Raw genomic sequence first — 26362 nt, forward strand, 5'->3', positions numbered from 1 at the left:
CCGAAAGAGTTCTCGACGATGATGACCGATTCGACGGCGTCCGCCGTTTCCCCGCGCCCCTCTCTCGGCGCTCGCATCGGACGCATCGCGTTCCTCGTGGTCGCCGCCCTCGTGGTGGTGGCCGTCGCGGGCGCGTTCTTCGTGACCTGGACGATCCAGCGCTCCTTCCCGCAGACCTCCGGCTCGACGACGCTCGAGGGGCTGAAAGCGGAGGTCACCGTGCAGCGCGACGCCAGCGGGGTGCCCACGATCACCGCCGACTCCTCGGACGACCTCTTCTTCGCCGAAGGCTTCGTGCACGCGCAGGACCGGTTCTTCGAGATGGACTTCCGCCGGCACGTCACCTCCGGCCGAGTCGCCGAGCTGTTCGGCGCCTCCCAGGCCGGCACCGACGCGTTCCTGCGCACGCTGGGCTGGCGCACGACCGCCGAGGCCGAGGTCGAGGCGATGGACGACGTCACCCGCGGCTACTACGAGGCCTACGCGGACGGCGTCAACGCCTACCTGTCCTCCCGCTCGGGCGCGGAGCTCTCCCTCGAGTACGCGGTCCTCGGACTGCAGAACCCCGACTACGAGCCGGAGCCGTGGGAACCCGCGGACTCGGTGGCGTGGCTGAAGGCGATGGCCTGGGATCTCCGCACCAACGTCGAGGACGAGACCGAGCGGGCACTCCTCGCGGGGCAGCTCGCCGAGGACCCGGAGGTCGATGTGGAGGCTCTGCTCGGCACGCTCTATCCGGACTACCCGTTCGACCGGAACCCCGTGATCGTGCCCACCATCTCCACGGTCCCGCCGCTGGAGACCGGCGCCGAGCCCGCCGCCTTCACCGTGCCCGAGGGCGACGGCGAGGCACAGCAGGCGCTCACGACCGTGGAGTGGGAGGAGACCTCGTCCGTCATCGAGGCGGCGAGCGTGCTCGTCGGCGACGTCGGCGAGGGGATCGGCTCCAACTCCTGGGTCGTCTCCGGCGACCTCACCGCATCCGGGATGCCGCTGCTGGCCAACGACCCGCACCTCGGCGCCTCGCTCCCGTCGGTCTGGTACCAGGTGCAGCTGAAGTGCTCGACGGTGGACGAGGACTGCCCGTTCGACGTCGGCGGGTTCTCCTTCTCGGGGCTTCCGGGCATCGTCATCGGACACAACCAGCGCGTGGCGTGGGGCTTCACGAACCTCACCACCGACGTCACCGACCTGTACGTCGAGCGCATCGAGGGCGACTCCTACTGGCGCGACGGCGAGCTCGTGCCGCTGGAGGAGAGCACGGAGACCATCGAGGTCGCCGGCGGGGACGACATCGAGCTCACCATCCGCTCCACCGTGCACGGACCGATCATCTCCGGCCTCACGGATGACTTCACCGGCATCGCGGACGACCCGACGCCAGGGCTCACCGCGGAGGGCGCCGTTCCGGCCGCTCCCGGCTCGGATGCCGCCGAGTACGCGGTGAGCCTGCGGTGGACGGCGCTCGACCCCGGCACCACCGCGACGGCGATCTTCGCGCTGTCGACCGCCCAGGACTTCGAGGACTTCCGCCGCGCGGCCTCCCTGTTCGACGTCCCGGCGCAGAACCTCATCTACGCCGACGTCGACGGCAACATCGGCTACCAGACCCCCGGCCGGCTCCCGATCCGCGGTGCCGGCGACGGCTGGATGCCGCAGCCCGGGTGGGACAGCAGCTACGACTGGACCGGGTACATCCCGTTCGAGGAGCTGCCGGTGTCGTACAACCCCAGCTCCGGATACATCGTCACGGCCAACAACGCCATCGTGACCGACGACTACGAGCACTTCCTCTCCCGAGACTGGGACCAGGGATACCGCGCCGCCCGCATCGCCCACCTCATCGAGCGCCGGGCCGCGGCCGGGCCCCTGACGGCCGACGACATGCGGGACATCCAGATGGACGGCGAGATGTGGATCGGCACGCAGCTCGTCGCCGCGATGAAGGACATCGAGGTCGGGGGAGCGGGTCCGCAGCAGGCCGTCGAGCTGCTCCGCGGCTGGGACGCGCAGAACAGCGCCTCGTCGGCGGGCGCCGCGTACGCGAACGTGCTCTGGTCGAACCTCGTGCAGAACATCTTCGCCGAGCGCGAGCAGCCGCTGCCGATCGACGGTCAGGGCCGGCTGTTCACCGTCGTCGGAGCGATGCTGGAGAACCCGGCGGACCCGCTGTGGAGCAACCCCCAGCTCGATGTCGAGGGCCGGGACGAGATGCTCGCACTGTCGGCCGAAGAGGCGTACGACGAGCTGTCCGCGCTTCAGGGCACGGACGTCGCGCGGTGGAACTGGGGCGATCTGCATGCCCTCACCCTCACGAGCGACACGTTCGGCTCGTCAGGCATCGCCCCGATCGAGGCCCTCTTCAACCGTGGTCCGTATCCGGTCGGCGGCGGCGCCTCCGTGGTCGATGCGACCGGGTGGCAGCTCGGCGTCTCGTACGCCACAACCACCGTGCCCTCCATGCGGATGGTCGTCGATCTCGCCGACTTCGACGACTCGACGTGGATCCACCTCACCGGAGCCTCAGGGCACGCCTTCCACGAGCACTACGTCGATCAGACCACGGACTGGTCGACGGGGGTGCAGCGGTCGTGGGCGTTCACACCGAAGGCCGTCAAGGCGGCAGCGGTCGACACCCTGACGCTCACGCCCGCCGGCTGAGAGGAGCGTGGAGGGTGCTCGGCTAGCGTGGACAGGTGCCCACCAGCTACCTCGCCCCGAAGGGGACGCCGGCCACCCTCCTGGAGTTCGAGCACGGAGGCGCGACCCTGATCGCCGAGACCTTCGGCGACGGACCGCCCACCTACCTCCTGCTGCACGGCATCGGCATGGGGCGCAGCGTCTACCTCGACCTCACCCAGCGGCTGCAGGGGCGGGTGATCGCGCTCGATCTCCCCGGCTTCGGTGAGGCGCCCGAGCCCACACGCACCCTGACCATGCAGCGGCACGCCGACCTGGTGGCCGCCTACCTCCGGCACGTCGACGCGGATCCGGTGGTGGTGATCGGGCACTCGATGGGGAGTCAGATCGCCGCGGAGCTCGCCGCCCGGCATCCCAGCCTCGTCGCCGGAGTCGTGCTGGCGGGTCCGACCGTCGACAAGGCCGCCCGGAACGTGGGCGCCCAGGCGCGATACCTGCTGCAGGACCTCGTGGGCGAACGACCGCTCGTCATCTGGCGCGGTGCCCGGGAGTACCTTCGCGGCGGCCCGCATCTGATCCGCAAGATGCGCGCGACCATCGTGCACAAGCCCGAGAAGGCCTTCGTGCGCATCCAGTGCCCGGTGCTGGTGCTGCGCGGGGAGGACGACCCGCTGGCGCCGATGAGTTGGTGCCAGGTCATCCTCGACGCGATCCCCGGCGCGGAGCTCGCCGTCATCCCCGACCACGGCCACGGCACCCTCATCAGCGACTCGGAGCCCGCCGCCCGCCTGATCGAGGCCTTCGCCGCCCGCACCTGACCCTTCGAATCGCTGCCCGCGCCCCTCGGGTCCGTCTACCGTTCATAACTCAGGAGATCGCGGCGCGTTGGGGCGGTTCGGCGGATGATGCAGGCTGCGGCTGCCCTTTCTCCTGAGTTGTGAACGGCGCGCCGACGAGCCGGGGCCCGAGCGCCTCCAAAACCTCCCGCAGCGCCTCTCGCGTGCCTGCGGGGTCGGAGAGGATGTCAGCGGCGAGCGGCCGGATCGTGACATAGCCGAGACGAGCGGCCGCCATGTCCCGCGCACGATCCCGCTGCTGCTTCGCCCAACCCTCGTGAAAAGCGCGGCTGTCGCACTCGACGATCAGCCATCCATCGACGACGAAGTCGACTCGACCCACGCCGGGGATGTGGACCTGTGTCTCGAATGAGGCACCGAGTGACCGGAGGAGGAGCCGCACGAAGGTCTCCGGCCCCGACTCGGATGACGCGTCGGCCAGGGCGAGCACCGCGCCGAACCGCGGCGGCAGCCGAGCGAAGATCGCGCGCAGTTCGTCCATCGTGACGAGGCGCTGATGGAGGAGGCTGTCCAGGGTGGCCACCGACGCCCGAGGCGACTGGCATCGGACGGCATGCCGTACGGCCGCATCCAGGGACGTGACGTGCAGCGTACTCGCTGCGCCGTCCTCTGCCCAGTGCACCCTGTGAGCTTCCGCGTCTCGACGCCCCAACCGCGAGCGATGGGGATCGACCTGCACGTGCACACCGTGGGCCGCGAGCACGAACACCCCGAGCAGCTGAAGAAGGGAGACGCAGGTGACGCGACCTCCGATGCGCACGGCCTCCGCGACGACAGGATCCACATCCGGGCGGGCGTATCGGTCCCGGCGCAGTCGCAGAAGCCGCCCGCTCCGCACCAGGGCGGTCAGCTCGCGCCCCCTCAGCCCGGCGGAGCGAAGATCCGCTCGACTGAACACCGTGGAGTCGAAGACATCTGCTGCGCGCTGGGGTCCGGAGTGGGCGATCACATCCCGGAGGATGCCCGGCGCGACACGGCGGGACGGGGAGTGAGGCCGGATGTGGAGTGCCCGCTCCGGATCGCGAGGCGGTGGAGGAGAAGTGGGGGGCCGCGCACCGCGTTCACAATTCAGGAGAATCCGTCCCCCATCCGACCTGAGCGCACGCGCGGCCCGATGACGCCGCGGATCTCCTGAGTTGTGAACCGACAGCGGGCGGAACCGGCTACGTCGGCGGCGAGGCGGTCAGCCAGCGGCGGGAGGGGTCTGCTTCGACTCGGCGAGCTCGTCGACGACGAGCCCCCGCTGCTCGATCGTGCCGTTGCGGTAGGCCTGGCGACCGACCATGTGCGCGGACAGGGGGGCGGTCGCGAACTGCATGAGTACCACGGGCGCCACGAGCACGAGACCGAACAGCACGCCGCCGATCGACCGCTGCGACAGAGCGATCGCGACGCAGATCAGCAGCAGCCCGAGCACCTGGGGCTTCGTTGCGGCGTGCAGTCGCGTCGGCACATCGCGGAAGTGCAGGAGCCCCACGGAGGCGGAGAGGCAGAGGATCGCCCCGAGCAGGATGAGGACGAGCACCGCCACATCGACGACGGCATCCGGGATCATCAGACCGAACACGTTCATGGTGTCGTGTTGTCCCTTCTCGCGACGAACCGGGCGACCGCGATCGACCCGAACACGCCGACCGCCGCGATGATGAGGAGCACGGGGATATTGCGGGTGTGGCCGTTGATGGCCATCTCGGCGCCGAGCACGCACATGACCTCGGTCAGCAGCACGTCGGCAGCGACGGCGCGGTCGAGGATCGAGGGGCCGCGGACGATGCGAATCACGGCGAGGATCGCAGCCACGGCGAACACGGCGAGGATGATGAGGAGCAGGGTGTTCATCGGGCACCGCCGATCGTCGCGGGGTCGATGCGGCCGGCGCGCTCGTCGGCCTTGAGCGCACGGTACTGGGTCGGGTTGCCGAGCGCCCGGACGATGCGCTTCTCCCAGCCGAGGACGCCCTGCCGCTGCTTCTCGACGTCCTCCTTGCTGCGCACGCCGATCACGTGCAGATAGAGGATCCCGCGGTCGCGGTCGGCCTCGACGACGAGGGAGCCCGGGATGAGCGACGACACCACGGCGACGTGGGTCATGACGAGGTCGTCGGCGTAGCGGAGGGGTACCGCGACGATGGCGGTACCCGGCTGGCGGCGGAAGTCGAACACCTGCGCCGTCACGGAGAGCGCGCCGCGGAGGATCGCGAACAGGAACTGCACGACGAACAGGGCCCCGTACCAGAGGTTGACGCGCCCCGAGAGCTCGACCGTGGGGAGGCGGAACACCCGCGTCACGAAGATCGCCACCACGAGTCCCGTGAGGAAGGACAGCACCGTGAACTGGGCCCACAGCAGCATCCACAGCACGATCAGCCAGGCGAGGAACGGCAGCTGCATGCCGATGTCCCGCCAGACGCGCTTGGTGTCCGGGCTCATCCCTCCACCTCGTCTTCCAGCTGTACGAGGTTGACCGGCTGCAACAGGCCCGCCCCGATACGGTCGCACAGAGCGTACAGCGGTCCGGCGAAGATCGTCAGGGCCAGTGTGACGGTGACCATGCCGGCGGTGGCCATGGTCATGATCCTCGGGATGTGCCGGCGCTCCTGCTGCTCATCCGCGGCGGGGGCTCCGGTGAGGTAGGAGATGCGGCCCTCGGTCTCGGTCGAGTCCTCCTCCTCGCGCCAGAAGGCGAGGTTCCAGGCGCGCATGAGCGCATACAGGGTGAGCAGCGAGGTGATGATGCCGCCGAAGATGAGCACGATCATCAGCGGCGTGCCCACGGAGGCCGCGGCCTCGAACAGGGCGAACTTGCCGATGAACCCGGAGAACGGCGGCAGACCGCCCAGGTTGATGGCGGGGATGAAGTACAGCAGCGCGATGACGGGGGCGATCTTCAGCAGGCCCTTGACCCTCAGGATCGACGTGCTGCCCGCGCGACGTTCGATGAGTCCCACCGCCAGGAACAGGGTGGTCTGCACGACGATGTGGTGGACGATGTAGTACACGGTCGCGCCGATGGCTGCCGGGGTCGCGATCGCCAGACCGAAGATCATGTAGCCGACGTGGCTGACGAGCGTGAACGACAGGATCCGCTTGAGCTCGGCCTGCGCGACGGCGCCGAGGACACCGACGACCATGGTCGCCAGCGCGATGATGAGCAGCAGGGTGTCGATGCTGTTCGAGGCGAACAGCTGCGTCTCGGTCCGGATCAGCGCGTACACGCCGACCTTGGTCAGCAGGCCGGCGAACACGGCGGTGACCGGCGCGGGGGCCGTCGGGTAGGAGTCGGGCAGCCAGAACGACACGGGGAAGATCGCGGCCTTGATCCCGAAGGCGACCACGAGCATGAGGTGCAGGACGAGCTGCGTGTCCTGTGGGAGCTCCGACATGCGCTCGGCGATCTGGGCCATGTTCACCGTGCCGAGGGCACCGTAGATCATCGCGATCGACGCGAGGAACAGGATCGACGACACGAGCGAGACGACGATGTAGACCGCCCCGGTGCGGATGCGGGACTCGGTGCCGCCCAGGGTGATGAGCACGTACGAGGCGACCAGGAGGATCTCGAACCCGACGTACAGGTTGAACAGGTCGGCGGCGATGAAGGCGTTGAAGATGCCGGCGGCGAGGACCAGGTACGAGGGGTTGAAGATCGAGATCGGGGTCTCGTCCGCCCCGTCGGCCACACCCTGACCGATGGAGAAGAGGAGGACCGCGAGCAGCACGACGCTGGAGACGAGCACCAGGAGTGCGGCGAGACGGTCGACGTAGAGGACGATGCCGAAGGGCACCGGCCACCCGCCCACGGAGACCGCGAGGGGGGATCCCGCGTCGACGACGACGAGCAGCACAGCCGCGATGACGGACACGACCGCGAGCGTGGCGACCGTGACGAACACCTGCAGGCGCGCGTTGCGACCGAAGACGAGGGTGACCGCGGCACCGAGGAGCGGCAGGGCGACGAGGAGGGGGACGAGCGTGGTCATGGCCTGCCCTCCCCGTCTGTCGTGTCGTCGTCCCGGTCCGCGTCGGCCTCGTCCGCGCCGTCGGGTTCCGGCTCGGGCACGTACGGCGCGTCGTACGGCGCGTCATCGTGGATCGCCGGGTTGTCGCGCATGTGCAGGACGGTGATGGGCGCGGTCTGCACGCCCACGAAGTCGGTCGTGGCGTCGTCGTCGTCCGTCTCGGACTCGTCGTCCATGAGGTCTTCGTCTTCGTCGGTGCGCTCCCGCAGCGCGATGTCGGCCTCGTCGTCCTCGACCGTGTCCGCCTGACCGAGCTGCCAGGAGCGGTAGATGAGCGCCAGCAGGAAGGCCGAGACGGCGAACGTGATGACGATCGCGGTGAGCGTCAGCGCCTGGGGCAGCGGGTCGCTCAGGTCGCCCTCCGTGCCGAAGAACGGCGCGTTCCCCGGTACGCCCATGACGATGAGCAGGAGCAGGTTCGTGGCGTTCCCGAGCAGGAGGAAGCCGATGAGGACGCGGGTGAGGCTGCGCTCCAGCATCGCGTAGACGCCGCAGGCGAAGAGCACGGCCATGATCGCGATCAGGGCGAGCGAGACGTCCATCAGCCGTTCCCCCCGGTCCTCGAGGAGAAGTCGACGGCGGTGCTCTCACCGGGGCGGAGCGCCGCCTGCCGGTCGACCTCGGCGCCGAGGCTGCGGAGCACGTCGAGGACGAGTCCGATCACGACGAGGTAGACGCCGATGTCGAAGATGGTCGAGGTGACGAACTCCATGTGTCCGATACCGGGGATCTCCCACTCCCAGAAGGTGCTGGTGAGCGGCGCCATGCCGAAGAACAGCGGCACGACGGCGGTGCCCACGGCGAGCATGAGGCCCGCGCCGAGGAGTCTTCCGGCATCGGTCGGCGCGGCGGCACCCAGCTCCCAGCGGCCTCCCGCGATGTAGCGCATCACGAGGGCCATGCCCGCGACGAGCCCGCCCGCGAAGCCGCCGCCGGGGAGGTTGTGCCCGGCGAAGAGCAGGAAGATCGACACCACGATGATCGTGTGGAACAGGATCCGGACGATCACCTCGAGCAGGATCGACCGGTTCTCCGGCTTCATCTTCTGGCCGCCGACGAGCCAGGCGCGCGGTGCCGAGCGGTTCTCCGCGGTCTGGAAGCGCACGCCGTCCGTGGTCTCCACGAGCGGCCGGCTCCGTGCCGACTTCCGCACCGAGCGGGGCAGGGTCTTCGTGGCGGCGAGCAGGTCGGCGCGGTGGGTCACGAAAACGAGAGAGGCGACACCGGTCGCGGCGAGCACGAGCACGGACAGCTCGCCCATCGTGTCCCAACCGCGGAGGTCGACCAGCGCCACGTTCACGACGTTCTTGCCGTGGCCGATCTCGTACGCGATCTCCGGGAAGATCGCCGAGATGGGGTCGGCCACGCGGGACTGGGTCGCGACGACGGCGACGAACGCCATGGTCAGGCCGACGCCGATCCCGAGGAGGGCGCGCGGGATGCGGCTGACGGAGGCGTTGTGCTCGCCCATCCGCGCAGGAAGGCGGCGCAGCACCAGGGCGAAGGTCACCATGGTCACCGTCTCGACGAGGATCTGGGTGAGCGCGAGGTCCGGTGCTCCGCTGGTCGCGAAGAGGACGACCATGCCCAGGCCCGTGACGGAGGCGAGCACGACGCCGGTGTAGCGCTTGCGGGCCCGCACGGCCACGACGCCGGCGACGGCCATGATCGGGGCCACGGCGAGCTGAGCCGGCGTGTGCCAGAGCGAGAGCTGATAGCGGTCGATGTCGCTCGCCACGAGCGCGGTGACCTCGGCGGCGACGAAGACGACGAAGATCGTCCCCACGTAGACGGGCAGCGAACCCCGCTGGGTGAGCGTGGTGCTCAGCACCGAGAGCCGGTCGATGCCGCGCATCACCACGTAGTAGGCGTCGGCGGCCGTGAACGGCAGCAGTCGCGGACGACGGTCCCACCCGGTCCGGCGGGTGAGGAGGAAGAGGCCGATGCCGAGCAGGATCGACAGGATCGAGATGCCGAGAGCGGGTTCGAGGCCGTGCCAGAGCGCGAGGTGTCCCGGGCCCTCGACGGCCGCGCCCTCGTGGTCGAGTCCGGGGGTGGCGGTCAGCGCATAGGGCTGCAGGGCGACGTCGAGGGCCGGGGCGCCGATGCCCGCGGCGAGCGTCACCCCGGCGAGGATGATCGGTGCCGAGAGGAAGCCGACCGGCGGATCGGGCCAGACCGTGTCGGGCTGCCGCTGTCCGTCGGCGTCGCGCTTGGTCCAGAACGCGCCCCAGAGGAAGCGGACACCATATGCCGCGGTGAGCATGGATCCGAGCGCGACGCCGATCAGGGCGACCAGACCCCACACGGAGCCGCCCAGCGCATCATCCAGCAGCGCCGTGAGCGTCGACTCCTTCGCCACGAATCCGATGGTCGGAGCCACCCCGGCCATCGAGGCCACGGCGATGAACGCGGCCGTGGCCATGACCGGCGCCTGCCGGCCGACGCCGGAGAGTTCGGTCACGTCACGGGTGGAGAGCTGGCGGTCGATGACGCCGACGATGAGGAACAGCGCCGACTTGAACAGCGCGTGCCCGATCACCAGCGCGATGCCGGCGAGGGCGGCCGCCTGCGTGCCGTAGCCGACGACGACAGCGAAGAAACCGAGCTGGCTCACCGTGCCGAACGCGAGCACACGCTTGAGGTCGGTCTCCCGCAGCGCCTGGATGCCCCCGAGGAGCATCGTGAGGATGCCGAGTGTGAGCACGATCGGCCGCCACGTCGGGCTGAACGCGAAGATGGGTGCGAAGCGGGCGATGAGGTAGATGCCGGCCTTCACCATGGCCGCGGCGTGCAGGTAGGCGCTGACCGGCGTCGGGGCCGCCATGGCGCCCGGGAGCCAGAAGTGGAAGGGGAAGAGCGCCGATTTGCTGATGGCGCCGATCAGGAGCATGACGATCGCCGCATCGACGATCGGACCGGTCGGCGCGATCGCGAGGATCTCCCGGATGCTCGATGTCCCCGCGTCGACGACGAGGAGCACGACGCCGACGAACATGACGAGTCCGCCGAGCGTGGTCACCAGGAGCGCCTGGAGCGCGGCACGTCGGCTGGCGGCGCGGCGTCGGTAGTGGCCGATGAGGAGGTAGGAGAGGATGCTCGTGGCCTCCCAGAACATCACGAGCATCACGAGGTCGTCGGTGAGGACGAGACCGTACATCGCGCCGGCGAAGGCGAGGAGCACGCCCGCGAACTGCCCGATCCCGGCCGCCTCGTCGTGGAAGTACCAGCGGCAGTAGAGCAGCACGAGCGCGCCGACGCCGGTGACGATGAGCGTGAGCACCCACCCGAGGACGTCCATGTTCATGGACAGGTTCAGCCCGAGCTGCGGGATCCACGGCACCGAGACGAACGGGACCGGGCCGTCGAGCACCTGCGGCGTGAGCACGAGGGCGTGCACGAACGCGGCGGCCGGGACGAGGGCGGCGACGGCGAAAGCCTGAGCTCCCAACCAGCGCACCAGAACGGGCATCAAGAGCGACCCGAGAAGGAACACTGCGAGGAGCATCAGCATATACGCGGCTCCTCGGGGGCTCGTCGGCCGTACGGCTCAGGCGGGCGGTGTCCGTCCAGTTTACCGGGCCGAGGCGCCTGTCGGCTCCGCGAGCTTCGAGATCGCGTGTCAGAGTGGTCGCATGCGGCGGGTCCGGGGGCGAGAGCTGGCGGGGTGGGTGGCCGCGCTGGGACTCGCGCTGATCGTCGTCGGATACCTGGCGTCGTCACCCCGGTCGACGCTGATGTTCGACGACGGGGACTCGCTGATCGTGGCTCTGGTCGCCCGATCGATCCTGGACGGCGGCGGGGGCGACTGGGCGATGTCCAGTGTGCTCTTCCTTCCTGAGATCGCGGTGTTCACGGCCCTCGACGCCGTGCTGCCCTTCGACGTGGACGGCGTACTGGCGGCCAACGCGGTAGTGAACGTGCTCGCGCTCTACGGGGCGATCCGCCTCGCCGCCGGTCGGCGCGTCGAGGGTCGGGCACCGGTCGCCTGGTCGGTCGCGGCCCTCGCGACGTTCTGTCTCCTCATCCTCACCGAGTCGTCGACGTCGCGCGACGCGCTCGAGCTCGCGTCGCTGATGCTGACGACCACGTACTACTCGGCCACGGTCGTGGGCGTGCTCCTCGCCGTCGCTCTGTGTCGGCGCGTCCTCGACGACGCCTCTGGAGGCGTGACGCCGGTGATCGCCCTCGGTGCGGTCGCGGCGGTCGCGACCATGAGCAATCCGCTGTTCGCCGCATGGGCCACGGTGCCGCTCTCCCTGATCCTCGGCGCTGTCTCCCTCGCTGCGCCCCCGGTCCGGCGTCACGCGCCGGCCCTGATCGGGGCCCTGGTCGGGGGCAGCGCTCTGGGCTTCCTCGGTCGCATTCCGTTCTCGGCATGGATCGCGAACTCCGGCGCGGGCTACGTGCAGCCCTCGGAGTGGGCCCACGCCGTCGAGTACTACGCGGGACTCGCGACCGAGCGCCTGTCCACCCCCGGCGGCGTGCTGGCCGCGGTCGTCATCCTGACGCTGACGGTGCTCGCGATCGTGCGGACGGCGCACGCGTCGGACAGCGGCATCCGTCTCGTGGCGATGGCAGCCTGGGTCCTCCCGCTCTTCGTGATCGTCGGCGGCATCGCGGCGGGAACCCACGCGGCCCGGTACCTGCAGCCGCTCGTGTTCGCCCCGATCCTCGCCCTCGTCGCACTCCCGCGCGTCCGGATGTCGCGAGCCACGCTGACTCGCGTCGTCCCCGCCGTCGTCGCCATCGTCCTCCTCGTCGGCGGCGCGGCGTCCGTGCCGCGCATCGTGCAGGCGGCGAGCGCGCCCGACCGCGATCTCACCTGCGTGACCGACTGGGTGGACGCGTCGGGGCGCACCGGTGCGGGACAGTTCTGGACGGTCCGACTGCCGAAGCTGCACGCGTCGGATCCCGCCCGGCTCGTGCAGGTCGATCACGAGCTGCACGGCTACGCCTGGCTCGTCGATCGTCGGGACTTCGCCGTGGGTGCGGTGTCGTTCCTCGTCGAGGACACGCAGACCGTGCCGTGGAACCTGCCGACCGCCGCGGAGCCCACCGCCCTCGTCGAGTGCGGGCGGTACCGCATCCTCGACTACGCGCCGGCGACGGTTCCCCTCGGGCCCGCGCGTTCGTGACCGGTGCGCGCTGTCAGCGCGAGGGGGGCGGTGCGGTCGTCGTGCCGGCACGGAACACGCAGTGCAGGTCCTGGGTCACGCCCGGCTCCCCGCGCAGCATCCGGGCGACCTGCTCCCCGGCGGCCCTGCCCTTCTCCACCGCGGGCTGCACGCTCGTGGTGAGGGTGAGATCGCCGAGGCCGTCGAGCGGGATCCCGTCGAAGCCGGCCACCGAGAGGTCTTCGGGGACACGGAGTCCGAGTTCCTCCGCGGCACGGATCACGCCGACGGCGAGCAGGTCGCTCTGCGCGAGCACGGCGGTCGGCCGGGTGGCGGGATCGGCCAGCAGCATCCGACCGACGAGGATGCCCTCGTCGATGAGGCTTCCGGAGGCCGAGATCGCCGGGGCGTCGGGGAAGATCTCACGCATCCCGGCGAGACGGTCGACCGTCACGTCGACGGTCGCGTTCGCCAACCGCTCCGGCGTGATGAGGGTGCGCTCGCGCTCCGCGTCCAGCGAGAGGGTGACGAGCGCGACGTCCTGATGACCGAGGTCGCGCACGTGACGGGCGATGTCCGCGGAGGCGGCGACGTTGTCCAGCGTGATGCGCGGCACATCGAGCCCCGCATCGCCCTCGATGACGACGACCGGGAGACCGCGTCCGAGCACGATCTCCAGGGACGCGCGGGTGCGCCCGGAGCATCCGATGAGCACCACGGCGTCGACGGGAGCGCTCGCGATGGCAGAGCCGTCCTCGCCCGGCTCGTCGCGCATGAGGAGGATCCCGGCGCTGAGGTCGGCCAGGCCGTCGGTGAGGCCGTCCATCATCGCGGTCGTGACCGGATCGAGGAACGCCGCGCGCAGATGTCCCTCCAGGACCACCGCCACGATGCCGCTGCGCCCCCGCCGGAGGGAGGCGGCGCGGGGATCGGGGCCGGTGTAGCCGAGGTCGGTCGCGGCGGCGAGCACCCGGTCCCGGGTGGCGGGTGCGACCTTGGCCTTGCCGCTGAAGACGACGGACGCGGTCGAGGTGGCGACCCCGGCCTCGCGAGCCACATCGGCGATCGTGGGCCGTCGCGGCGTCTCCCTGGTCATACTCCGAGGATAGCCCGGTTCCGTCACCGGAGGTCGAATCGATTCGATAGGCTGTCCGCCATGGACACCGCCCTCACCCGCTCGCAGTTCGTGCGCTGGCGCACCGCGATCTTCGCCATCTTCCTCGCCAGCGGCCTCTCGATCGCGACCTGGGCCTCCCGCGTGCCGGGGATCAAGGAGGCGCTCGACCTCGACAACGCGCAGGTCGGCCTCATCCTGCTCGGCATGGGCGTCGCGTCCATCCTCGGCATCTCCACCAGCCCCGCGGTGATGGCGCGGACCGGCGCGCGACGCGGCATGCTCCTGGCGATGCTCACGTTCGCGACCGGCATCGCGCTCGTCGGCCTCGGCGCCACCGTCTTCGGGTCGGTGCCTGTCGTGCTCATCGGCATGGTGCTCTTCGGTTTCGGCAACGGCTGCGTCGACGTGATGATGAACGTCGAGGCCACCGCCATCGAACAGCAGATGGGCCGCACCATCCTGCCGGTCTTCCACGCGTTCTTCAGCTTCGGCACCGTGCTCGGCGCCGGCATCGGCGCCCTCGCCGCGGCCCTCAAGGTCGACGTCGGCACGCACGCCGTCTCGATGGGCGTCCTCATCGCCGCGATCGCCGTCGTCTGCTTCTTCCAGGTGCCGGTGCGCGAGGCCGCGCTCGACCCCGAGGACCACGAGAAGCCCCCGTTCCGTCAGCGGATGCACACCGCCCTCGAGGCCTGGCGCGAACCCCGCACCTACCTGCTGGGAACCGTCATGCTCGGCATGTCCTTCGCGGAGGGCGGGGCCAACGACTGGATCGCCCTGGGCACCGAGCAGGGGCACGGGTTCGCGGAGGGCACGGGGGCCGTCGCCCTGGCGGTGTTCTCCGTCGGGATGACGGTGGTGCGCCTCTTCGGCGGACCGCTGGTCGACCGGTTCGGCCGGGTGCTGGTGCTGCGCATCCTGGCCGCGACGGCCGCCACCGGAATCCTGCTGTTCATCCTCGCGCCCACACTGCCGCTGGTCCTCGTCGGCGCAGCCCTGTGGGGCATCGGCGCGTCGCTCGGCTTCCCCCTCGGCATGTCGGCGGCGGCGGACGACCCGGCCAAGGCCGCCGCACGGGTTAGTGCGGCGGCGACGATCGGCTACGTGGCGTTCCTCGGCGGCCCTCCCGTGCTCGGCGTCATCAGCGAGCACATCGGGCTGCTCAACACGCTCTTCATCCTCGTCGCGCTCGTGGTGCTCTCCGGCCTGTTCTCCGGCGCCGCCCGGCCGCTCCGCACGGAGGAGAAGGCTCCAGCGGTTCCGACCACCGAGCGCTGACCTCAGTCCTCGACACCGCGCACCAACGCGGCCGCGTGTGACCGGCTACGCGCCCCGAGCTTGGTGAGCACATTCGACACGTGGGTCTTCACGGTCGGCACCGAGATCTTCAGGCGCGCGGCGAGCTGGGCGTTCGACCACCCCTGCAGGATCCCGTCGAGGACGTCCCGCTCCCGCGGCGTCAGTTCCGGGAGCACGAACGTGGTCATCGGCGGCGGCTCCGAGGCGGACGCCGCCACCGCGGCGAGCGCACGCCGGGTGACCCGCGGGTCCAGCGCCCCCTCTCCGGCAGCGACAGCACGCACGGCCTGGACGAGGGTCGGCGCGTCGACGGTCTTCAGGAGGAAGCCGACGGCCCCGGCGCGGATCGCCGCGAGCACGAGCTCATCCTCGTCGAAGCTCGTCAGCACGAGGACATCTCCCAGTCCGCGCTCCACGATCTCGCGGGTGGCCGAGACCCCGTCACGTCCCGGCATGCGCAGGTCCATGAGGACCACGTCCGGCCGGAGCGCCGCCGCGTTGCGGACCGCGACCTCCCCGTCGGCCGCCTCGCCCACCACGGCGATGTCGTGCGTCTCCAGCATGATGCGCAGGCCCGCCCTGATCGCGCCGTGGTCGTCGGCGAGCAGCACGGTCGGCGCGGTCATGCCCGCACCTCCACCGGCAGTCGTGCCTCGACCAGCCAGCCGTCGGGCTCCGGTCCGGCCCGGAACGTCCCGCCCAGGGCGGTGATGCGCTCCCGCAGCATCTGCAGCCCCCACCCGTCGCCGCCCTGCCCGGCGGTCGCGGTCGGCGCCCCGCCTCGCGACCGCACCGCGACGCTGGCCGCCCCGTCGGCCGGGCCGATCGTGACCTCGACCACCGCCCCGTTGGCATGGCGGACGCAGTTTCCCAGCGCCTCGCGCACCACCCGCACCACCGCCTGCTCCCCGCCCCCGCCGAGCGCGCCCGGATCGTCGACGGCGAGCCGCACGTCCAGCCCCGAGCGCCGGGCCTCGGCGGCGAGGCGGTCGAGGTCGGCCCACCCCGGCGTCGGAGCGAGCGCGCCGTCGCCGCGGCGCAGCACCCCGATCATCGTGCGCAGGGCTCCGTGCGCGTCCAGCCCGGCATCCCGCACGGCCTGCAGCGCCGCACGGTCGTCCGACCGGTCCGGCGGAGCAGCGAGCGCCGCCTCGGCCCGGATGGCCATCGCCATCACGTGCCCCGCCACCACGTCGTGCAACTCCCTGGCCATGGTCTCCCGCTCGCGCTGCACCGCCTGCACCCGGTCTCTGGCGGCGGTCGCCGCGGCGTCTTCCGCCCGCTGACGGTGCAGCTCGGCCAGCTCATGCGCCTGCGACACCGCCACCGCCCACCAGTAGTCGGTGCCGAAGATCGCTCCGAACTGCACGCCGAACAGCAGCGCGACCGGTGGTTCTGCCCCCGAGAAGAGCAGGGCGGCGAGGAAGAGCGCGATGGTCGCCGTGCCCAGCAGCACCAGCAGCACGCGGCGCCCACGCGGGCCGGCGAGGAAGGCCGCGGTCCACAGCACGTCCAGCAGCACCACCAGCGTCCCGACGCCGCCGACGGTGACAAGGTCGGCGACGAAGAGCACGGTGACGAGGGCCAGCACGGTCCACGGGCGCCGACGCTTGCCGAGGGCCAGAGCGCAGGCCGGGATGGCGAGCACCAGCGCCCACCACGGCGAGACGTCCTCGGGCAGCAGCGAGAAGGGGCCCCAGATCCCGTGGAACCCGAGAGCAGCCATGATCGTCGCGAGGACGGCCATGCCGACGGGGTCCACCCACCATCGGTGCCGCCGGTACCAGGCGGCGGGCCCTCCGTCGGCCGGATCGTGCATGCCCTCATGCAACCACGGCCCGCACTCCGTCGCATCCGACCAAAGGATGAGGGGGTCAGGACGACCCCCGACTTTCGCCCGATCCGCGTTCGCCCAGGGGTCGGGATCGTAAAGGCATGGAACTCTTCGGTGGGCTGCCGCTGCCCCTCTCCCTCGCCGTGCTCGCGCTCATCGACGGTCTGAGCGTCGGGACACTGCTCATCCCGGTCTTCCTGCTGCTGCACCCCGGGCGTGTGCGCGCCGGGCGGATCCTCCTCTATCTCGCGACGATCGCCGTGTTCTATCTCGTGGTCGGACTCCTCTTCCTGTGGGGGCTGGTGAACCTCGTCGACGTCGCCTCCGACTTCCTGAGCTCCCCGGCGGGAATGATCACCCGCCTCGTCGTCGGCGCCGCCCTCCTCGTCACGGCGTTCGTGATGCCGACGAAGCCCGCCGAAGCAGCGCCGGGCGGGGAGCCCACGGCCACCGTCGCGACGCCGGATCCCGGCATGCCGGGCAGAGACCCCGTGTCGGCATCGGGCGCGCAGATGCAACCTCCCGCTCCGTCCGCCGCCGCCGCGACGGCCGCGCCCCGGCCCGGACGGATCACCCGCTGGCGGGAACGGCTGCTCGACCCGAAGACGCGCGGGTTCGCGGTCATGGCCGTCGCCATCGCCGCCGGCCTCGTGGAGGTCGCGACGATGCTGCCCTACATCGTGGCGATGACGATGCTGGCGGACGCCGGCGTCGACACCTCGCTGCGGATCCTGTCCCTGGCCGGATACTGTGCGCTCATGATCGCCCCGGCCGTCGTGCTCCTCGTGCTGCGACTGGTGGCGGCCCCGCTCGTGCAGCGGCCGCTGGAGCGCTTCGCCGCCTGGATGGAGCGGACGGGCGCGGAGAACACCGCCTGGATCATCGGCATCATCGGCTTCCTCATCGCCCGGTCGGCCGCCACCGAGCTCGGGCTCTTCGGCGCGATCTTCTGACCGCGACCACGGCGACGACGAAGTAGGCTCGTCGGGTGCGTCTCGTCATCGCCCGCTGCTCGGTCGACTACACCGGTCGGCTCAACGCCCATCTTCCGCTCGCCACCCGCCTGCTCGTGCACAAGGGTGACGGGAGTCTGCTCGTGCACTCCGACGGCGGCAGCTACAAGCCGTTGAACTGGATGAGCCCGCCGTGCGTGCTCGCCACCGAGGACCCGGGCGAGGAAGAAGCCGGCGCCGGCGTCGTCGAAGTGTGGCGCGTGACCCACAAGAAGACCGGCGATGCCCTCCGCGTGCAGATCTACGAGGTCATTCACGACTCCAGCCACGAGCTCGGGATCGACCCCGGGCTGCAGAAGGACGGCGTCGAGGCGGACCTGCAGCGCCTGCTCGCGGAGCAGGTGGACCGCGTCGCCGAGGGTGCCACCCTGGTGCGTCGCGAGTACCCCACGGCCATCGGCCCGGTCGACCTGCTGGTGCGCGACGCCGACGGCGTCGCGATCGCGGTCGAGGTCAAGCGCCGCGGCGACATCGACGGCGTCGAGCAGCTCACCCGCTACCTCGAGCTCCTGGGTCGCGACCCCCACCTCGCCCCGGTGCGGGGCGTGTTCGCCGCCCAGGAGATCAAGCCGCAGGCCCGCGTCCTCGCCGAGGATCGCGGCATCCGCTGCCTCGTGCTCGACTACGACGACATGAAGGGCATCGAGTCGGGCATCCCCCGCCTCTTCTGATCCTCAGCGCGTCGAGACCAGGCGCGGCTGCGGACCCTCGAGCCGCGCGATCGCAATCTTCACCTCGGTGAGCTCGTGCTCGATCCGGTCGAACTTCGCGTCCTGGATCGCGAACCTCGCGTCAATCGCGGCGAACCGCGTGTCCATCCGACCGATCATCCAGCCGAATCCGCTGATGATCGCGACGAGAGTCGTCGCGGCCGTCGCCAGCATCGTGATGACTTCCACCGACACGTACATGCCCCCATTCTCACCCGTGATCCCGCCGCTGTCACGACTATAGGTCGGCGTGAAGGGTGTTCACGTGTTCGGTGGATAAACACGTTTCGTGCACACCTGTGCAGGACGGGCGGGCACCCGTTCGCGGGACCCTAGGCTGGAGGCATGCCCTCTTCGCCTTACTCGTGTGTGCTCTGGGACGTCGACGGGACCATCGTCGACGCCTCGGTCGGGATCCTGCGTCGCCTGAACATCGCCCTGACACACTTCGGCCACCCGGCGCCGACGCGGGAAGAGCTCGTGCACTGGATCGGTCCTCCCATGTTCCAGTCCTTCCAGGACCAGGCGGGGATGACGCCGGAGCAGTCGGCCGAGGCCGTGGCGTTCTACCGCACCCTCGGCAAGGCCGACGGGTACACGACCGACGTGCGGACGTATCCGGGCGTCGCCGAGCTGATCCACGACCTGCACGCGGCGGGTGTCCCCCAGGCGACGGCGAGCTCGAAGCCCGAGAACCAGGTCGACGCCCTGGTCGATCACTTCGGACTCCGGCCGTCGTTCCTCACGACCGTGGGCGCCACGCCGGACGAGGCCACGCTCGCCTCCAAGACCGACATCGTCGCCGAGGCGCTGCGACGGCTGCGCGAACTCGGCGCCGACACCTCCCGCCCTGTCCTCGTCGGCGACCGGCACCATGATGTCGAGGGCGGTCTCGCCAACGGCGTTCCCGTGATCTTCGTGGGCTGGGGATTCAGCGACCCGCACGAGGGCGACGACGCGGCGTTCCGCGTCGCGACCGTCGACGAGCTGCGCGCACTCCTCCTGCCCTGACCGGCCCGAGGCCGCCAGGGAAGACGAAACTCCCCGCCGGGTCAGCGCCTGCGCGTGATTCCGACGGGGAGTTCCCGGTGTTGCTTCCGCCTCAGACGGGGCGGATGTTCTCTGCCTGCAGGCCCTTGGGGCCCTGCGCCACATCGAACTCGACCCGCTGGTTCTCTTCGAGAGAGCGGTAGCCGGATGACTGGATGGCGGAGTAGTGCGCGAAGACGTCAGCGCCTCCGTCGTCGGGGGAGATGAAGCCGAAGCCCTTCTCCGAGTTGAACCACTTGACCGTGCCCTGGGTGCTCATGTACTGCCTGTTCTGCTGATGTAGAAGCCGACGCAGGGGTGCACCGACATCGCTAACGCTAGTGGAGGGGACCCCCAGCGGAATAGTCGTTGCGAGAAGGTAATCCAAATGTTGCATGAGCGGACGCGCCCGGAAAATGGTGTGGCCCTCACCGCGGGGGGAGCGATGAGGGCCGAAGACGACCGGAGGGTGCGTCAGAAACAGCCTAACCCCTCCACGCGCTTCTTGTCCCCCTTTTGGGGGACAAATCTGAAAAATCTTCGTGGCGACCGGCCGGAGAGCGGCCCTCTCGAGGAGTTCATTGGGGACTGAACTACTCGAGAGGGCCCAATCGCATGCACGGATCGTCCGGCCCGTGGGGAGGGCCTCCGCCTCCTGGGGAGAGGCGTAGACGATCGATCCCCTTGCATGCACTTTCACCCTAGGGGAGGACGCGATCTCCCGCCATGGACCTTGACAGACGCAGGGGTAGCCTGAATCGGTGACCATGCTGAACAAGGACATGACGCTCTGCATCTCGCTGTCGGCACGGCCGAGCAACAACGGCACGCGCTTCCACAACCATCTGTACGAAGCCCTCGGTCTGAACTGGATCTACAAGGCCTTCGCTCCGACCGATCTGAGGCAGGCGATCGAGGGGGTGCGCGGCCTCGGCATCCGCGGGTGCGCCATCTCGATGCCCTACAAAGAGGACGTCATCGCCCTCGTCGACCGCATGGACCCCTCAGCGCAGGCCATCGATTCCGTCAACACGATCGTGAACGATGACGGCGTGCTCACGGCCCACAACACCGACTACTCGGCGATCGCGCAGCTGATCGCGGAGAACGACCTCGACCCCGCGTCCTCGGTCCTCCTCCTCGGCTCGGGCGGCATGGCGAAGGCGACGGCGGCCGCGTTCCGCGATGCCGGCTTCACGGACGTGACCATCGTCGCCCGGAACGCATCCGCGGGCCGTGCCCTCGCCGAGCTGTACGGCTTCGCCTGGCGCGCGGAGGCCGGAGACACCACCGCCGACGTGATCGTGAACGTCACCCCGATCGGCATGGCCGGGGGTGCGGAGGCGGACGCACTCGCCTTCCCCGAGTCCACGGTGGACGCCGCTGGAGTCGTGTTCGACGTCGTCGCCCTGCCCGCCGAGACCCCGCTCATCGCCGCCGGTCGGGCCGCGGGCAAGACGGTGATCACGGGCGCCGAGGTCGCGACGCGACAGGCGCTCGAGCAGTTCGTCCTCTACACCGGGATCCGTCCGTCCGCAGAGCAGGTGCGCGCCGCCGAGGAGTTCATGCGGGCGGGAGCGTGAGGCGATGAGCCCGGGTCAGGACGCGCGACCCTCGGCCAGGTAGCCGAGGCGGTGCAGCGTCTCGGCGTTCCGCCAGCGGAGCATCGGCGTCGTCAGGAACCGGGGCACCATCGTCGCCGGGCCCTTCACCGGCTCCTCATCGATGCGCACCTGGCATCCGGTCGGAGTCGACCGCGCGCGGATCGTCACCTGCGCCTCGCCGACCGGCCAGCCGCGTGCCCGCATCACGGCGCGGTGCGGAGGGTGCCACTCGACCAGCTCCGTCGTGTCGTCGAGGAGCGCGGGCCACGTGCCGACCGAATGGTGCAGCTGGGCCCCGGCCGCCGGCCAGGAGTCGTCCACGTCACGCATGCGGGACGCGCCGACCACCCACGCGGGGTAGAGCCAGCCGTTCGCCAGCACGCGGAACACGTCATGAGTGGTGCACGTCAGGTCGCGGGTGTTGGTGGCCATGGTTCCTCCGTTCCCTGCCATCCTGGGTGCTTCGAGCGTCGGTCGGACAGGTGCTTGACATCGGCGGCACCGACAGCCCGGCTAGCACAATCGATCCGAAGTCGCCTCCCCCTTGGGCCCCCTCGCGGCCACGTGACAGGGTCGGATCATGCTTCAGCGACTGACTTCCCGACTGTCCGACGGCCTCGACGCGGTCCTGCAGGAGGACTCGCCGTCGCTGCTCACCCGGGGCTACGACTTCGGCGAGCGCATCTGGCGCCGAGCCCGCCCCGGCGCCCGCTCCGCCCCGATGCGCCTCCTCGGGCACCCCGCCGCCTTCGTCCGCGGAGCCGAGGGGGTGGAGCTGTTCTACGACGAGAGCCGCATCGCCCGCGCCGGCGCCATGCCGGGGGTCATCCGCGAACCGCTCTTCGGGCACGGCTCGGTGCACGCGCTCGACGGCGCGGCGCACCGCCACCGCAAAGCCACCTTCGTGGAGGCCGCGTACGAGGATGCCCAGGTCGAGCGGCTCACGCCCTTCCTCGAACGGGAGTGGGCGGCGGAGCTCGAGGACTGGCGCGCCGGCGGCACCCGGACCGCGTACGACGCCGCCGTCGGTGCGTTCGGTCGCGCCATGATGCGGTGGGCGGGATTGCCCGGCACGGCCGCGGCGCACACCCGATGGGCAGCCCGACTCGCGCAGATCGTCGACGGATTCGGTGCTCCCTACTCCCCCGCCTATGTCGAGGCCTTCGCGAACCGCATCTTCTCCGACCGCCATGCGCGACGCCTCATCGAAGCCGTCCGCGCCGGCGATCTGTCGGCCCCCGAGGGCACGGCACTCGCCCTGTGGGCCGCGCACCGCGACGAGACCGGGGCGCTCCTGCCCACCCAGGTCGCCGGCGTGGAGCTGCAGAACAGCATCCGCCCGATGATCGCCGCCGCGCGGTTCGTGGCTTTCGCCGCGAAGCAGTTGCACGATCACCCCGAATGGCGCACTCGGATCGCCGCCGAGACCTCCGAGCGCGGGGCCCTGGTCGGGGGGACCCTGGCGACGATGTTCGCGCAGGAGGTGCGGCGGACGGGGCTGTTCGTGCCGATGCTGCCTGGTCGCACCACCACCGAGGTCGAGATCGAGGGGGTGACCGTCCCGGAGGGCGGCCGGGTCGTGCTCGACATCCTCGGCACGAACACGGATGAGCGGTCGTGGTCCCACCCCGAGCGCTTCGCCCCCGAGCGCTTCACCGACGTGGACGACTACGAGGACCTCGTGACCTTCGTCCCGCAGGGCGGGGGCGACGTCGCCACCGGACACCGCTGCCCTGGGGAGAAGCTCGTCATCGCCGGCCTCTCCGCCGCCGTCGCGGTGCTGAGCGACCCGGAGCTGACGGTGCTCGACGAGGGACTCGACGTGAACCGTCGCCGCCTTCCCACCAAGCCCTCCTCGGGTGGGCGGGTGCGTGCCGCCGGTTCCGGGCGCGGCTGCCCGTTCCACTGAATCCCGGGGATCGCACGTCGTCCGCGGCCTGTCAACCGGGTGGCCATGCTGCGGCGCGCCCGAGAGCGTGTAGGGACGACGGACATCGAGACGTGGAGGACATGATGAAGGCACTCACCTGGCAGGGCAAGCGGAACGTGACGGTGGAGGAGGTCGCCGACCCGGTCATCCAGCAGCCGGCGGACGCCATCGTCCGGATCACCTCGTCGGCCATCTGCGGATCCGACCTGCACCTCTACGAACTGCTGGGCCCGTTCCTCGACCGCGGGGACATCCTCGGGCACGAGCCCATGGGCGTCGTGGTGGAGGTCGGCGCGAACGTCACGAAGCTGAAGCCCGGCGACCGCGTCGTGATCCCGTTCAACATCTCCTGCGGGGCGTGCTTCTTCTGCCTCCGCGGGCTGCAGTCGCAGTGCGAGACGACCCAGGTGCGCAAGTACGGCAGCGGCGCGGCACTCTTCGGCTACACCAAGCTCTACGGCCAGGTCCCCGGCGGGCAGGCCGAGTACCTCCGCGTGCCGCTGGCCGACTACAACCACATCCCGGTCGGGCCGGACCTGCCGGATGAGCGCTACCTCTTCCTCAGCGACATCCTGCCGACCGCATGGCAGGGCGTGGAGTACGCGCAGCTTCCCGAAGGCGGGACGCTCGCGGTGATGGGACTCGGCCCCGTCGGGCAGTTCGTCAGCCGGATCGCCCGGCACCGCGGCCACCGCGTCATCGCGGTCGAGCCGGTGGCGGAGCGGCGCGCGATGGCGGAGCGGCACGGCATCGAGACGCTCGACCTCACGGACACGGCCGTCGAGGAGATCCGCGATGCCACCGAGGGTCGTGGTGCCGACGCGGTCGTGGACGCGGTGGGCCTGGAGGCACACGGCAACAGCGGCGTGGAGTTCCTGCAGAAGGCGGTCGGACTGCTGCCCGATCCCGCGGCACGGCAGATGCTCGACAAGGCCGGGATCGATCGTCTCGCCGCCGTGTACGCCTCGATCGACGCCGTCCGTCGTGGGGGCACGGTCTCGCTGAGCGGTGTGTACGCGGGCGACGCCGACATCCTGCCGATGAAGACCCTGTTCGACAAGCAGATCAGCATGCGCATGGGACAGTGCAACGTGAAGAACTGGATCGACGACATCCTCCCGCTTGTGGAGGACCCGTCCGACCCGCTCGGCGTGATGGATCTGACGACGCACCACGCGGCCCTGGAAGACGCCCCGGACCTGTACCGGACGTTCCAGGAGAAGAAGGACGGCTGCATCAAGGTCGTGCTGCACCCCTCCGCCGCCTGACGGATCGTCGAGGGGCTCTAGAAGCAACCCGGGTTGACAGCATCGCTGCCAGCAACCTAGGTTGACATCATGGAGTCCCTCGACATCGCCCGCGCCGCCGCGGACACGACCGATCCCCGTGCCGGGCTTCGCGCAGTGGCCTCGTTGCGGACGCTCGCCGACGCTCTCGAACTGCGCCAGGTGGAGGCCGCGCTCCGCGCCGGGATGAGCTGGCAGGCCGTCGCCGACGCCCTCGGGGTCACGCGGCAGGCCGTGCACAAGAAGCACAGTCGTCGCATCGATCCGACGATCCCGGTTCCGCGGCGGAACGCATGAGCCGGTTCACGCAGGCCGCTGCGACCATGCACACCCTCTCGCTCGCGGCGATGGAGGAGGCGTCACGCCTGGGTGTCCGCGATGCCGACATCGATTACCTGCTGCTCGCGCTCACGCTCGATGCCGACACCGGCGGACAGGTCCTGCGGCGTGCGGGCGTCGATCTCGACGCCACCCGGACGGCGGTCGAGGCGCAGCACGCCGGACAGCTCCAGGCCGTGGGCGTGGACGCTCCTTCGATCGGCCCCGGTCGCATCGTCTTCCACGAGACCGAGGGCTACGACTGGACGGACCGCGCCCTCGCGGTGCTCCGCGCCGCCACAGGGGGCGGCCGACAGGGCGACTCGGCCGCCGTGCTCCGCGCCCTTCTCGAGGAGCCCAGCGGCCTGATCACCGCCATCCTCGACCGGCTCGCCGTGACGGCGGACGACATCACGGTGCAACTGGATGAGGTCGAAGCCGCAGCCCGCCCGCTGCAGCGACGGCGGGAGATCTCCGGGATCTCCGGGTCACGCTCGATGTTCATCCCGGCGGCCATGACGGATGTCTGGACACTGCTCTCGACCGCCGACCGTCTCCCGGATTGGGATCAGAGCGTCGCCACCATCCTCCCGGGACCCGAGGACGGTCCCTGGGAGGCGTTCGCCCCCACGACGGCCCCCGACGGACGACCACTCCGGCGCAAGCCGGCATTCCATCGCCTCCGGGTGACCCGTTCGGCGCCGGAGGATCCCACACACGTGGCCTGGCGATTCGAGCATCCCGACGCCCCGAGCGCGAACCCGCGCCTCCTCATCCTCGCGCTCGAACCGGCGGCGGGCGGCACTCAGCTCCGGGCGACGCTGACATGGGAGACCAGGCCACGCGGGCCGATCCGGCGAGCGCTACGGTCGCCCTTCGCGCCCCTCCTGCGCGGGCTCGTGTTCATCCACCTCGTGCAGGTCGAGAGCGGAATCAGTCGGGTCTTCCGCTGATCGGTCGCTCAGCCCTCTTCATGCCGCGGACCGACGCCGGGCTCCTTGCTGTGGGTCGACTCGTAGGCGGGCTCCGGTGGATTCTTCGACGCAGGGTCCACGCGGGCCGCGTTCCCCGCGCCGGCGTCGGCTCCGGCCCCGCCGGCCGGCACGTCCTGAAGAGCGTCCGGATCGTCGCCTCCGCGCTCGGCGAGGTGTGCCGCGATGCCTTCTCGCGAAGGCTCCTCATCGGACTCGACGACGTCCTCCTCCTCGGGTCGCAGAGGCTCCTCCGGCTGCAGCGGCTCATCCGGGTACATGAAGGCTTCCGGGTTCGACATGACGCGCTCCTCTCGTGACGGAGACTCCAGCGTGCGTCGGATCGGCGCTCAGGACAGGCCCGTTGACACAGCGGCGGCACCCCGGTAGCCCATCGCCCGGGTACCGGCGGGTGCCACGATCGAGCGCCGCACCCGCCGGGCCGGAGTCCTCAGCTCTTCGCGCCCTTGCGAGGCTTGAGGAACTCGTCCGGGGCGTTCTTCGCGCGCTTCGCCGCCCGCTTCTCCTTGAGAGAGAGCTGCGGCGCCTTCTTTCCGGCGCGACCCGGTGTGGACTTTCCTGACATGGCGCTTCCCCTTTGTGACTGGCTGGCGTAACC

Annotated in this window: 27 protein-coding genes; 12 read left to right on the forward strand and 15 right to left on the reverse strand. The window is 70.4% G+C overall.

The features are described from left to right. The first annotated feature begins 21 nt into the window (after positions 1 to 21). On the forward strand, positions 22 to 2661 hold the full coding sequence (locus tag AB1285_RS14995; RefSeq protein WP_370428280.1) for a penicillin acylase family protein: 2640 nt from the start codon (positions 22 to 24) through the stop codon (positions 2659 to 2661). 35 nt (positions 2662 to 2696) lie between these two features. Further along, entirely contained in the window at positions 2697 to 3458 is a 762-nt protein-coding gene (locus AB1285_RS15000; RefSeq protein ID WP_370428185.1) for an alpha/beta fold hydrolase, read from the forward strand. 49 nt (positions 3459 to 3507) lie between these two features. Here the strand turns inward: AB1285_RS15000 and AB1285_RS15005 are convergent, their stop codons facing one another. From AB1285_RS15005 to AB1285_RS15035, 7 genes are all read right to left on the reverse strand, one after another. Next, on the reverse strand, positions 3508 to 4281 hold the full coding sequence (locus AB1285_RS15005) for an endonuclease domain-containing protein (RefSeq protein ID WP_429977486.1): 774 nt from the start codon (positions 4279 to 4281) through the stop codon (positions 3508 to 3510). Positions 4282 to 4680: 399 nt separating this feature from the next. Beyond that, positions 4681 to 5070 (reverse strand): monovalent cation/H(+) antiporter subunit G, encoded by a 390-nt coding sequence (gene mnhG, locus AB1285_RS15010; protein ID WP_071328007.1) that lies wholly within the window; start codon positions 5068 to 5070, stop codon positions 4681 to 4683. Continuing rightward, a complete protein-coding gene (locus AB1285_RS15015) occupies positions 5067 to 5336 on the reverse strand; it encodes a monovalent cation/H+ antiporter complex subunit F (RefSeq protein WP_187662839.1) in 270 nt (89 codons plus the stop codon). Before AB1285_RS15015 ends, mnhG begins: the two co-directional genes overlap by 4 nt. Beyond that, entirely contained in the window at positions 5333 to 5926 is a 594-nt protein-coding gene (locus AB1285_RS15020; RefSeq protein WP_187662838.1) for a Na+/H+ antiporter subunit E, read from the reverse strand. The genes AB1285_RS15015 and AB1285_RS15020 overlap by 4 nt, the downstream gene beginning before the upstream one ends. Then, on the reverse strand, positions 5923 to 7476 hold the full coding sequence (locus AB1285_RS15025) for a Na+/H+ antiporter subunit D (protein WP_370428187.1): 1554 nt from the start codon (positions 7474 to 7476) through the stop codon (positions 5923 to 5925). Before AB1285_RS15025 ends, AB1285_RS15020 begins: the two co-directional genes overlap by 4 nt. Beyond that, positions 7473 to 8057 (reverse strand): Na(+)/H(+) antiporter subunit C, encoded by a 585-nt coding sequence (locus AB1285_RS15030; protein WP_268777581.1) that lies wholly within the window; start codon positions 8055 to 8057, stop codon positions 7473 to 7475. Before AB1285_RS15030 ends, AB1285_RS15025 begins: the two co-directional genes overlap by 4 nt. Beyond that, complete coding sequence (locus AB1285_RS15035; RefSeq protein ID WP_370428188.1) at positions 8057 to 11029, reverse strand: Na+/H+ antiporter subunit A; 2973 nt, start codon at positions 11027 to 11029, stop codon at positions 8057 to 8059. The genes AB1285_RS15030 and AB1285_RS15035 overlap by 1 nt, the downstream gene beginning before the upstream one ends. Before the next feature lie 121 nt (positions 11030 to 11150). Here AB1285_RS15035 and AB1285_RS15040 point away from each other — a divergent pair, with 121 nt between their 5' ends. After that, positions 11151 to 12653 carry a hypothetical protein gene (locus AB1285_RS15040; protein ID WP_370428189.1) on the forward strand — a complete coding sequence of 501 codons (1503 nt, stop codon included), beginning with the start codon at positions 11151 to 11153 and terminating at the stop codon, positions 12651 to 12653. 13 nt (positions 12654 to 12666) lie between these two features. Here the strand turns inward: AB1285_RS15040 and AB1285_RS15045 are convergent, their stop codons facing one another. Next, positions 12667 to 13728 (reverse strand): LacI family DNA-binding transcriptional regulator, encoded by a 1062-nt coding sequence (locus tag AB1285_RS15045; protein WP_259954141.1) that lies wholly within the window; start codon positions 13726 to 13728, stop codon positions 12667 to 12669. Positions 13729 to 13788: 60 nt separating this feature from the next. Between AB1285_RS15045 and AB1285_RS15050 the strand changes: the two genes are divergently transcribed. Next, positions 13789 to 15027 carry an MFS transporter gene (locus AB1285_RS15050; protein WP_259954142.1) on the forward strand — a complete coding sequence of 413 codons (1239 nt, stop codon included), beginning with the start codon at positions 13789 to 13791 and terminating at the stop codon, positions 15025 to 15027. Positions 15028 to 15029: 2 nt separating this feature from the next. On the opposite strand, the gene AB1285_RS15055 is transcribed toward AB1285_RS15050, so the two are convergent. Continuing rightward, positions 15030 to 15674, reverse strand: coding sequence for a response regulator (locus AB1285_RS15055; RefSeq protein WP_187662830.1), 645 nt, complete (start codon positions 15672 to 15674; stop codon positions 15030 to 15032). Then, positions 15671 to 16867, reverse strand: a complete 1197-nt coding sequence (locus tag AB1285_RS15060) for a sensor histidine kinase (RefSeq protein WP_370428190.1) — start codon at positions 16865 to 16867, stop codon at positions 15671 to 15673. Before AB1285_RS15060 ends, AB1285_RS15055 begins: the two co-directional genes overlap by 4 nt. 116 nt (positions 16868 to 16983) lie before the next feature. Here AB1285_RS15060 and AB1285_RS15065 point away from each other — a divergent pair, with 116 nt between their 5' ends. Together AB1285_RS15065 and nucS are read left to right on the forward strand one after the other, a co-directional pair. Then, complete coding sequence (locus AB1285_RS15065) at positions 16984 to 17835, forward strand: GAP family protein (protein ID WP_370428191.1); 852 nt, start codon at positions 16984 to 16986, stop codon at positions 17833 to 17835. A 35-nt stretch (positions 17836 to 17870) separates the two neighbouring features. Further along, positions 17871 to 18566, forward strand: coding sequence for an endonuclease NucS (gene nucS, locus AB1285_RS15070; protein WP_268777587.1), 696 nt, complete (start codon positions 17871 to 17873; stop codon positions 18564 to 18566). A gap of 3 nt (positions 18567 to 18569) precedes the next feature. Here nucS and AB1285_RS15075 read toward each other — a convergent pair whose 3' ends face one another. After that, the gene (locus AB1285_RS15075; protein ID WP_062637647.1) at positions 18570 to 18806 is read right to left on the reverse strand and encodes a hypothetical protein; all 237 of its coding nucleotides are present in this window, start codon (positions 18804 to 18806) and stop codon (positions 18570 to 18572) included. Between the two features lie 144 nt (positions 18807 to 18950). On the opposite strand from AB1285_RS15075, the gene AB1285_RS15080 reads away from it, so the two are divergent. Then, positions 18951 to 19616 (forward strand): HAD hydrolase-like protein, encoded by a 666-nt coding sequence (locus tag AB1285_RS15080; RefSeq protein ID WP_370428192.1) that lies wholly within the window; start codon positions 18951 to 18953, stop codon positions 19614 to 19616. 91 nt (positions 19617 to 19707) lie between these two features. On the opposite strand, the gene AB1285_RS15085 is transcribed toward AB1285_RS15080, so the two are convergent. Next, positions 19708 to 19914: a cold-shock protein gene (locus tag AB1285_RS15085; protein WP_017203899.1), complete on the reverse strand. Its 207-nt coding sequence runs from the start codon at positions 19912 to 19914 to the stop codon at positions 19708 to 19710. A gap of 481 nt (positions 19915 to 20395) precedes the next feature. Between AB1285_RS15085 and AB1285_RS15090 the strand changes: the two genes are divergently transcribed. Next, on the forward strand, positions 20396 to 21217 hold the full coding sequence (locus AB1285_RS15090; protein ID WP_187662825.1) for a shikimate 5-dehydrogenase: 822 nt from the start codon (positions 20396 to 20398) through the stop codon (positions 21215 to 21217). Between the two features lie 15 nt (positions 21218 to 21232). Here the strand turns inward: AB1285_RS15090 and AB1285_RS15095 are convergent, their stop codons facing one another. Beyond that, positions 21233 to 21670, reverse strand: coding sequence for an SRPBCC family protein (locus AB1285_RS15095; protein WP_187662824.1), 438 nt, complete (start codon positions 21668 to 21670; stop codon positions 21233 to 21235). Positions 21671 to 21818: 148 nt separating this feature from the next. Here AB1285_RS15095 and AB1285_RS15100 point away from each other — a divergent pair, with 148 nt between their 5' ends. The 4 genes from AB1285_RS15100 to AB1285_RS15115 all read left to right on the forward strand — a co-directional run bounded on the left by AB1285_RS15100 (position 21819) and on the right by AB1285_RS15115 (position 25725). Next, positions 21819 to 23147, forward strand: a complete 1329-nt coding sequence (locus tag AB1285_RS15100) for a cytochrome P450 (RefSeq protein WP_370428193.1) — start codon at positions 21819 to 21821, stop codon at positions 23145 to 23147. A 104-nt stretch (positions 23148 to 23251) separates the two neighbouring features. Continuing rightward, positions 23252 to 24436, forward strand: a complete 1185-nt coding sequence (locus AB1285_RS15105; RefSeq protein WP_370428281.1) for a zinc-dependent alcohol dehydrogenase — start codon at positions 23252 to 23254, stop codon at positions 24434 to 24436. 69 nt (positions 24437 to 24505) lie between these two features. Beyond that, positions 24506 to 24751 carry a hypothetical protein gene (locus AB1285_RS15110; protein WP_187662822.1) on the forward strand — a complete coding sequence of 82 codons (246 nt, stop codon included), beginning with the start codon at positions 24506 to 24508 and terminating at the stop codon, positions 24749 to 24751. Continuing rightward, positions 24748 to 25725, forward strand: coding sequence for a Clp protease N-terminal domain-containing protein (locus AB1285_RS15115; protein WP_370428194.1), 978 nt, complete (start codon positions 24748 to 24750; stop codon positions 25723 to 25725). The genes AB1285_RS15110 and AB1285_RS15115 overlap by 4 nt, the downstream gene beginning before the upstream one ends. 8 nt (positions 25726 to 25733) lie before the next feature. Here the strand turns inward: AB1285_RS15115 and AB1285_RS15120 are convergent, their stop codons facing one another. Both AB1285_RS15120 and AB1285_RS15125 read right to left on the reverse strand, forming a co-directional pair. Further along, a complete protein-coding gene (locus AB1285_RS15120) occupies positions 25734 to 26045 on the reverse strand; it encodes a hypothetical protein (protein ID WP_187662820.1) in 312 nt (103 codons plus the stop codon). A gap of 149 nt (positions 26046 to 26194) precedes the next feature. Further along, positions 26195 to 26329, reverse strand: coding sequence for a hypothetical protein (locus AB1285_RS15125; RefSeq protein WP_255218720.1), 135 nt, complete (start codon positions 26327 to 26329; stop codon positions 26195 to 26197). Between the last annotated feature and the right edge of the window lie 33 nt (positions 26330 to 26362).

Source organism: Microbacterium sp. NRRL B-14842 (assembly GCF_050470785.1).